Annotated in this window: 5 protein-coding genes; 3 read left to right on the top strand and 2 right to left on the bottom strand. The window is 51.8% G+C overall.

Features of this window, described 5'->3' with window-relative positions:
• The 3 genes from JMF94_RS14995 to JMF94_RS14985 all read left to right on the top strand — a co-directional run.
• Positions 1-474, top strand: a 474-nt coding sequence (locus JMF94_RS14995) for an integrase core domain-containing protein (RefSeq protein WP_240826097.1), incomplete at its 5' end; no start/stop codon positions are given.
• 731 nt (positions 475-1,205) lie between these two features.
• On the top strand, positions 1,206-2,945 hold the full coding sequence (locus JMF94_RS14990; RefSeq protein WP_240826096.1) for a methyl-accepting chemotaxis protein: 1,740 nt from the start codon (positions 1,206-1,208) through the stop codon (positions 2,943-2,945).
• A gap of 209 nt (positions 2,946-3,154) precedes the next feature.
• Positions 3,155-4,810: a sigma 54-interacting transcriptional regulator gene (locus JMF94_RS14985; protein WP_240826095.1), complete on the top strand. Its 1,656-nt coding sequence runs from the start codon at positions 3,155-3,157 to the stop codon at positions 4,808-4,810.
• A gap of 138 nt (positions 4,811-4,948) precedes the next feature.
• Here the strand turns inward: JMF94_RS14985 and JMF94_RS14980 are convergent, their stop codons facing one another.
• Complete coding sequence (locus tag JMF94_RS14980; RefSeq protein WP_215648696.1) at positions 4,949-5,179, bottom strand: dissimilatory sulfite reductase D family protein; 231 nt, start codon at positions 5,177-5,179, stop codon at positions 4,949-4,951.
• Between the two features lie 55 nt (positions 5,180-5,234).
• Positions 5,235-6,380 carry a dissimilatory-type sulfite reductase subunit beta gene (gene dsrB, locus JMF94_RS14975; RefSeq protein WP_240826098.1) on the bottom strand — a complete coding sequence of 382 codons (1,146 nt, stop codon included), beginning with the start codon at positions 6,378-6,380 and terminating at the stop codon, positions 5,235-5,237.
• Between the last annotated feature and the right edge of the window lie 10 nt (positions 6,381-6,390).

Here is a 6,390-nt window from a genome sequence, read left to right as displayed (position 1 = left end):
GATGAGCAATGGGCGATGGATTTTGTGAGCGATTCCCTTATGGGTGGGCGGCGCATCCGGATTTTGACAATCGCCGATCTATGGGATCGTTCAAACCCCACGCTCGAAGTGAATATGTCGTTGCCTGGAGTTCGAGTAGTGCGAGTCCTTGAAAGACTACGTCTCCAAGGTCGGTTGCCGCAACGTATCAAGGTTGACAATGGCCCTAAGTACATCAGTGCCAGACTACAAAACTGGGTCAGACGGAGGGGAATTCGTTTGCGCTATATCCAGCCGGGGAACCCACAGCAAAATGGATACATCGAGCGGTATAACCGGACAGTACGCTACGACTGGCTCAATCAATACCTCTTTGAGAGCCTTGAAGAGATACAAAATTTTGCCACGGCATGGCTCTGGAGTTATAACAATGAGCGCTCAAACATGGGCATCGGTGGCATAACACCAGCCATGAAACTCGCACAGGTGTCATAGGCTCTACTTATAGCTGCTGCTAAAAATAATGGCACCGTCGAAAACGAGTGGTAGGCTTTTAGTTTTTAGAATTTATTGTGGGCAGCATGCCCGTGGGATTTCTGTCTGTGGCGCCCTGAGAGCAATCTTGGTGCGCCATTGTTTTATGTATAATCGATAACGTGTTTTATGATATTAAAAAGTGTTATTGTTTTGCCTGGGGGAGTTGGAGATTGTCTGTATATTTGTGTATTGGCAGTATGTATTGAATTATTTCTTCTGCAAAGTAGATTTTATTGCTGAAAAATAACAAGTTGATAGTAAGCTATTGTTTATTAATGCAACATATTTATTTCATGAGATAATTATTTTTATGAAATATTGTATTGAAAAATTGTGTAACTTTCTAATATTGCATGATAAAAAAATTATTTTTTCTTCTAATGTTGTTATAGTTTGTGCCGATATACTTCATATTGTGCGGTTTATATTGACTTCAAGAACTGTTTATTGTTTGTATTTATATGAATTTTTATCTAGCTCGATAGTAGAAAGCGAGGACCCTGGCAATATTGCGGGTCCTGTGGCTGATTTTTTCAAAATCCTGAGTGAGCATCTTTAGTTGTGCAGATTTGAGGCCCTAACGTTTTGTGACTCGCAATTGTGGGGGACTTATGAGTATCAAGCTGAAAGTTTTGCTTCTATCAATACTCGGGCCAACGCTTCTTGCCATCCTGGTATTTGCGTATGCAATGCAGAGCATATGGAAGTCTGAAGAAGAGGCCGTCCTTCAATCAGCACGCGGCATTGTCAGCATGGCTGAATCGGCACGTCAGGAAATGGCCCTTAAGTTCAACGGTGTTATCAAGCCGCTTGATGAAATCTCGCGCGATAAACTGGTTGATGCCGTGCCGATCATCACGGCCATAAAAATGGCGCGACAAAATGCGAGCAAGCTTGGTTACCGGTTTCGTGTCCCCAAGTATTCCCCGCGCAATCCAGAAAATACGCCCAACGAGCTGGAAAAAGCCGCCCTGGACAAAATCATGTCGCAGAGGCTCACAGAGCTTGTGGTGCGTCAGCCCGACGCCATCCATTATTTCAAGCCAATAGCTCTGACCGCAGAGTGCATGTACTGCCATGGCGACCCAAAGGGTGCGCCTGACCCCATTGGCGGCATCAAGGAGGGCTGGAAGGAAGGCGAAATCCATGGGGCGTTTGAAATAATCTATTCACTGGATGATGCCGTTAAAAGAACCCAGAGCGCGGCCGTTGCTATTGGCGCAGCAACCATTATCATATTGGTTTTAATTGTGTGTGCTGTATGGTTTATCATGCGCAACAGCCTTGTGAATCCTCTTTTGCGGCTCCAGATATTTGCCCACCAGATTTCTGAGGGAGAACTGGATACGCAGCCGAAGGGTTCCTTTAAAGCGGAGCTGCAGGCCTTGGAGCGCTCTTTGACGGCCATGGTCTCACGCCTGAAAGATAAGATACTATTTTCCGAGCAAAAAACAGCAGAAGCCGAAGAGTCTGAAGCCCGCGCACAGCAGCATGCCCAGGAGGCGTCCGAAGCCAGGGACGATGTCCTTAAATCGCGTGCTGCGGGCATGGTTGAAGCTGCCAATATGCTCGACGGTGTTGTCGGTTCCGTTACCTCGGCATCGCAGGAAATTTCAGCTCAGGTTGAGCAATCCAGCAATTTTGCATTAAGCCTCTCAAACAGCATGAATTCTGTTGCAGCTGCCATGGAGCAGATGAATACCTCTGTGCAGGAGGTATCAACCAATGCGGCGCAAGCTTCATCTTCTTCTGAACTGGTAAAAGTCAATGCGAATAAGGAGCTTGGCGAAGTTCGTAATATGGTTGAAGCCATCAAGTCCGTGCAAACCATTGCAGACGGATTGAAAACAGGAATGAGTGAGTTGGGGCAAAAGGCTGAAGACATTGGCAAAATTATGAATGTCATTAACGATATTGCAGACCAGACCAACCTGCTGGCCTTGAACGCAGCCATTGAAGCCGCCAGGGCCGGAGATGCCGGCAGAGGCTTTGCCGTTGTTGCGGACGAAGTGCGCAAACTCGCAGAAAAAACCATGCTGGCCGTAACGGAAGTGGGCGATGCCATCAAGGCCGTGCAACAAGGCACGCGAAACAACGTCAGCGGGGTGGACGTTGCGGTTGAAGCTATTTCCAAAGTTAATGACATGGCCGAGGGAACAGGGGAAGCCATCAGCCAGATCACACTCCATGTGAACGAAATGGCCGACCAGATTCAGGCCATTGCCCGCGCTGTGGATGAACAGACGCACGCTTCTGCTGAAATAACGCAAGCCATCTCTGCGGCTGATCAGAACACGTCCGAGACTTCGGCTGCGCTTCAGGAGATATCAACGGCACTGATTGACCTTTCGCAGCAGAGCCAGGTTCTTGAGTCTCTTATTACCAAGCTGCGTAATGGCGCAAAGCAGATTACGGCAAAGTTTGATTAGCGGAGCGCAAGCAGCGCGGAAAAACGCGATAGCTACGGTTTTTTATTTGCATGGATAAGCTCGGGCGGGCAAAGCATGTCGCCCCCAGCACGCCAATGGTTCGTAAACAACGATTGAGCGCGCTCCTGGGGGCAGTGCATTGCCCGCCTTTACTTTGCCGAGGAATGCGGAATTGCGGAGTGCTGGCCTGTGCTATATACTGCCGTTCTATGATTATTCTTGGCGACAGAGACATCAAGACCCTCCTTCTGGATCTGGCGCAGCAGCGCGCGGTAGAAGACGTGCTCTCGCTGGCTGTTAAAAGCCTCGGCACCGCGCGCGATTCTGCGCTGGTGCGCATATGGCTTGTGGAGCCAGATACCGCCTGCCCCGCATGCGCAGATAACGCAATCTGCGCGGGCCGGGGGCGATGCCTGCACCTCAAGGCCAGCTACGGCAAATCCCGCATTGACGGCAGGCTGTGGACAGAAACTGAACTGTCTGGATTTTATCGATTTCCCCTTGGCAGCAGGAAAGTCGGGGCCATAGCCCTGACCAACAAACCGCTTGAGGTTGCACGCATTGACGGCACGGAACCCTGGATTGCCGACCCACAATGGATCGAGCAGGAGGGCATTGTCAGCTTTGTCGGGCAGCCCCTTGTTTGCCGGGGGGAAACCCTTGGCGTCATAGCGGTTTTTTCGCGCGGCATGCTTGAAGCGGGCACCCTTGAACTCTTGCGCATGGTTGCCGACCATATCGCCTACGCCATTGCCAATGCGCGTCTTTTTGAAATAGCCGATGCCAGCAACCAGAAAAAAGAGCTGGAAAACGCTCACCTCCGCGAAGAACTCTACGAAGCGCGCAAGTTTACGGGCATAATTGGTAACAGCGCAGCAATCAAGGAAATTCGCGAACAGATTCAGATTGTCGGGGATACGGAAGCAACCGTACTCATTCAAGGCGATTCCGGCACGGGCAAAGAACTTGTCGCCCATGAACTGCACAAGCACAGCAAAAGAAAAACCAGCCCGTTTATCAAGATAAACTGCGCCGCAATCCCACAGCATCTTTTTGAAAGCGAATTTTTTGGTCATGCCAAGGGGGCTTTCACTGGCGCTATCAGTGACCATATGGGATTTTTTCAGCTGGCTGACGGCGGAACCCTTTTCCTTGATGAAATTGCCGAGATTCCGCTGGAGCTTCAAGGCAAGCTGTTGCGGGTCATACAGGATGGAGAGTTCAGGAGAGTCGGGGAAGGCAAAAGCCGCCGCACCGATGTACGGATCATCGCCGCCACCAATAAAAATCTGAAACAGGCCATCCAGAACAAAACGTTCAGGGACGATCTGTACTACCGCCTGCAAGTCTTCCCCATCATCATGCCCAATCTTAACGAGCGGGAAGAAGACATCCCCCTGCTGGTGCGGCATTTTATCGGCGTTTTTTGTAAAAAAAATGGTCGCTGCACTTTTGACCTGTCGGAAGAACAGATGCTCAGGCTGCGGCGCTATAGCTGGCCGGGCAACATCAGGGAATTGCAGAATTTTGTTGAAAGAATGGTCATCACCGGGCGGCCGGAGCAGGCCCTGGCCTATCTTGCCCTTTGCGGGCCAGCGGATCTGTCGGAAAAAGGCTGCGGCGAGCCTGCCAGCGGCCCGCAAAAGATTTTGACGGAAAAGCAGATGCGGCACATGGAAAAAGCCAATCTGAAAGCCGCGCTGGAGCGCACAAACTGGCTCATATACGGCAACCGGGGCGCTGCGGCCCTGTTGGGGATAAAACCAACAACCCTTATTTCCCGGCTCAAACGGTTTGACCTGTATAAGCTCCGCCCGGCATCCATATCTTTTGACGAACCAAAGGATTTTTCCGGGGCCGACTAATTCATGCAGTTCCCCATGAAAAAAGGCGAAGTTCCGGCGGCAATGGCGTGCTCCGAAACTTCGCCTTTCACATCATCTGCCTGCAGTGCAGATCAGCTCAGGACGAGGTTATTGAGGGCTGTGGAGGAACGGCATTTCCTATCCCTCGCCTTCGGCCTGGCTTTGCTTTCCAGCCCCCTTGAGGCCGTACATGGTTGTACTGCCTGAGGACCAAAATTCCATCACTTCGCATTGCACCATTGAAGTCAGTATTTTTTTTACCTCTCTGGGGCCTTTTTCAGGGAAAATATCCAGAAAGTCTTTGAAGTAAAACTTGGTTTTGTTTTTCTCAGCGATGAAATCAACGATTTTTTGTTGATCCGGCGTCATAGGAACCTCATTGTCCTGGCCACCCCGCAGAGGAAAGCGGGGTGGCCAAAGGCTGTTAGAATTTGAACTGCGTGCTCTGACGCCACGTGTAGTAGGCGGGATCACGGAAGTCGTCGATAAGGTGGTGGGTGAATTCAAGGCCGGTCATCTTGAAGAAGGTTTCCCAGCCGATGCGTTCAGCCCAGTCGCCCAGACGTTCGTACTTGTTGGCGTTAGCCGCGTATACGTCCACAATATGCTTGATGGTTTTGGTCAGTGTGGGCCAGCGGGGCGGTTCGTTGGGGATGTAGCCCACAACGACCTTGGAGAACTTGGGCATGCTGATACGGTTGGAAACCTTGCCGCCAACCATGATGGCAACGCCGTCGCCTTCGGCATCCGAAATGGGCAGGGCGGGGCACATGGTGTAGCAGTTGCCGCAGTACATGCAGCGGTCTTCCTTGATGGCGATGGAGTTCACCTTGTTGCCGTTATGCTCCACCTTGGTGGGGCGCACAGCGGCGGTGGGGCAGGCGGAAACAGCCAGCGGGATTTCGCAGAGCTGGTCAGCCCATTCATGATCGACCATGGGAGGCTTGCGGTGGATACCCACAAGGCCGATGTCCGAGCAGTGCACAGCGCCGCACATGTTGATGCAGCAGGCCAGCGCTATACGCACCGGGGCGGGCATGCGCATGTCTTTAAACTCTTCAAAAAGGGCGTCCATCACGGCCTTGACCGGGCCGGAGGCGTCGGTTGCGGGGGTGTGGCAGTGCAGCCAGCCCTGGGTGTGCACCATGTTGCTGATGCCAGCGCCAGTGCCGCCCACGGGGAACTTGAACGAACCGCCGTCAAACTTGCGGCTGTTCAGGTCGTCGCGCAGTGCTTCCATAGTGGCTTTGTCTTCCACCATGAATTCAATGTTGCTGCGCGTTGTCCAGCGCAAATGGCCGCCGCAATACTTGTCGGCGATGTCGCACAGCTCGCGGATGTGGGTGATGGACATGGTACGGGTGCCGCCAATGCGCACCGTGTAGCAGGTTTCGCCGCTTTCAGCCACGTGCACGAGCACGCCGGGCTCCAGAATCTCGTGATAAAGCCATTTGCCAAAGTTCCTGGCAATTACCGGCGGAAAGAATTCATTATATTTGCGGGGGCCAATATCGCTGATACGGCCTTCCATCGGTTTTGCGGGATTGTACCCGGAAGAAATAAAAGCCATGTTCTTCTCC

Source organism: Desulfovibrio sp. UIB00 (assembly GCF_022508225.1).
Classification (GTDB): domain Bacteria; phylum Desulfobacterota; class Desulfovibrionia; order Desulfovibrionales; family Desulfovibrionaceae; genus Desulfovibrio.
Note: the sequence above shows the minus strand (reverse complement) of the source record. Positions and strands in the feature narration are given on the sequence as shown.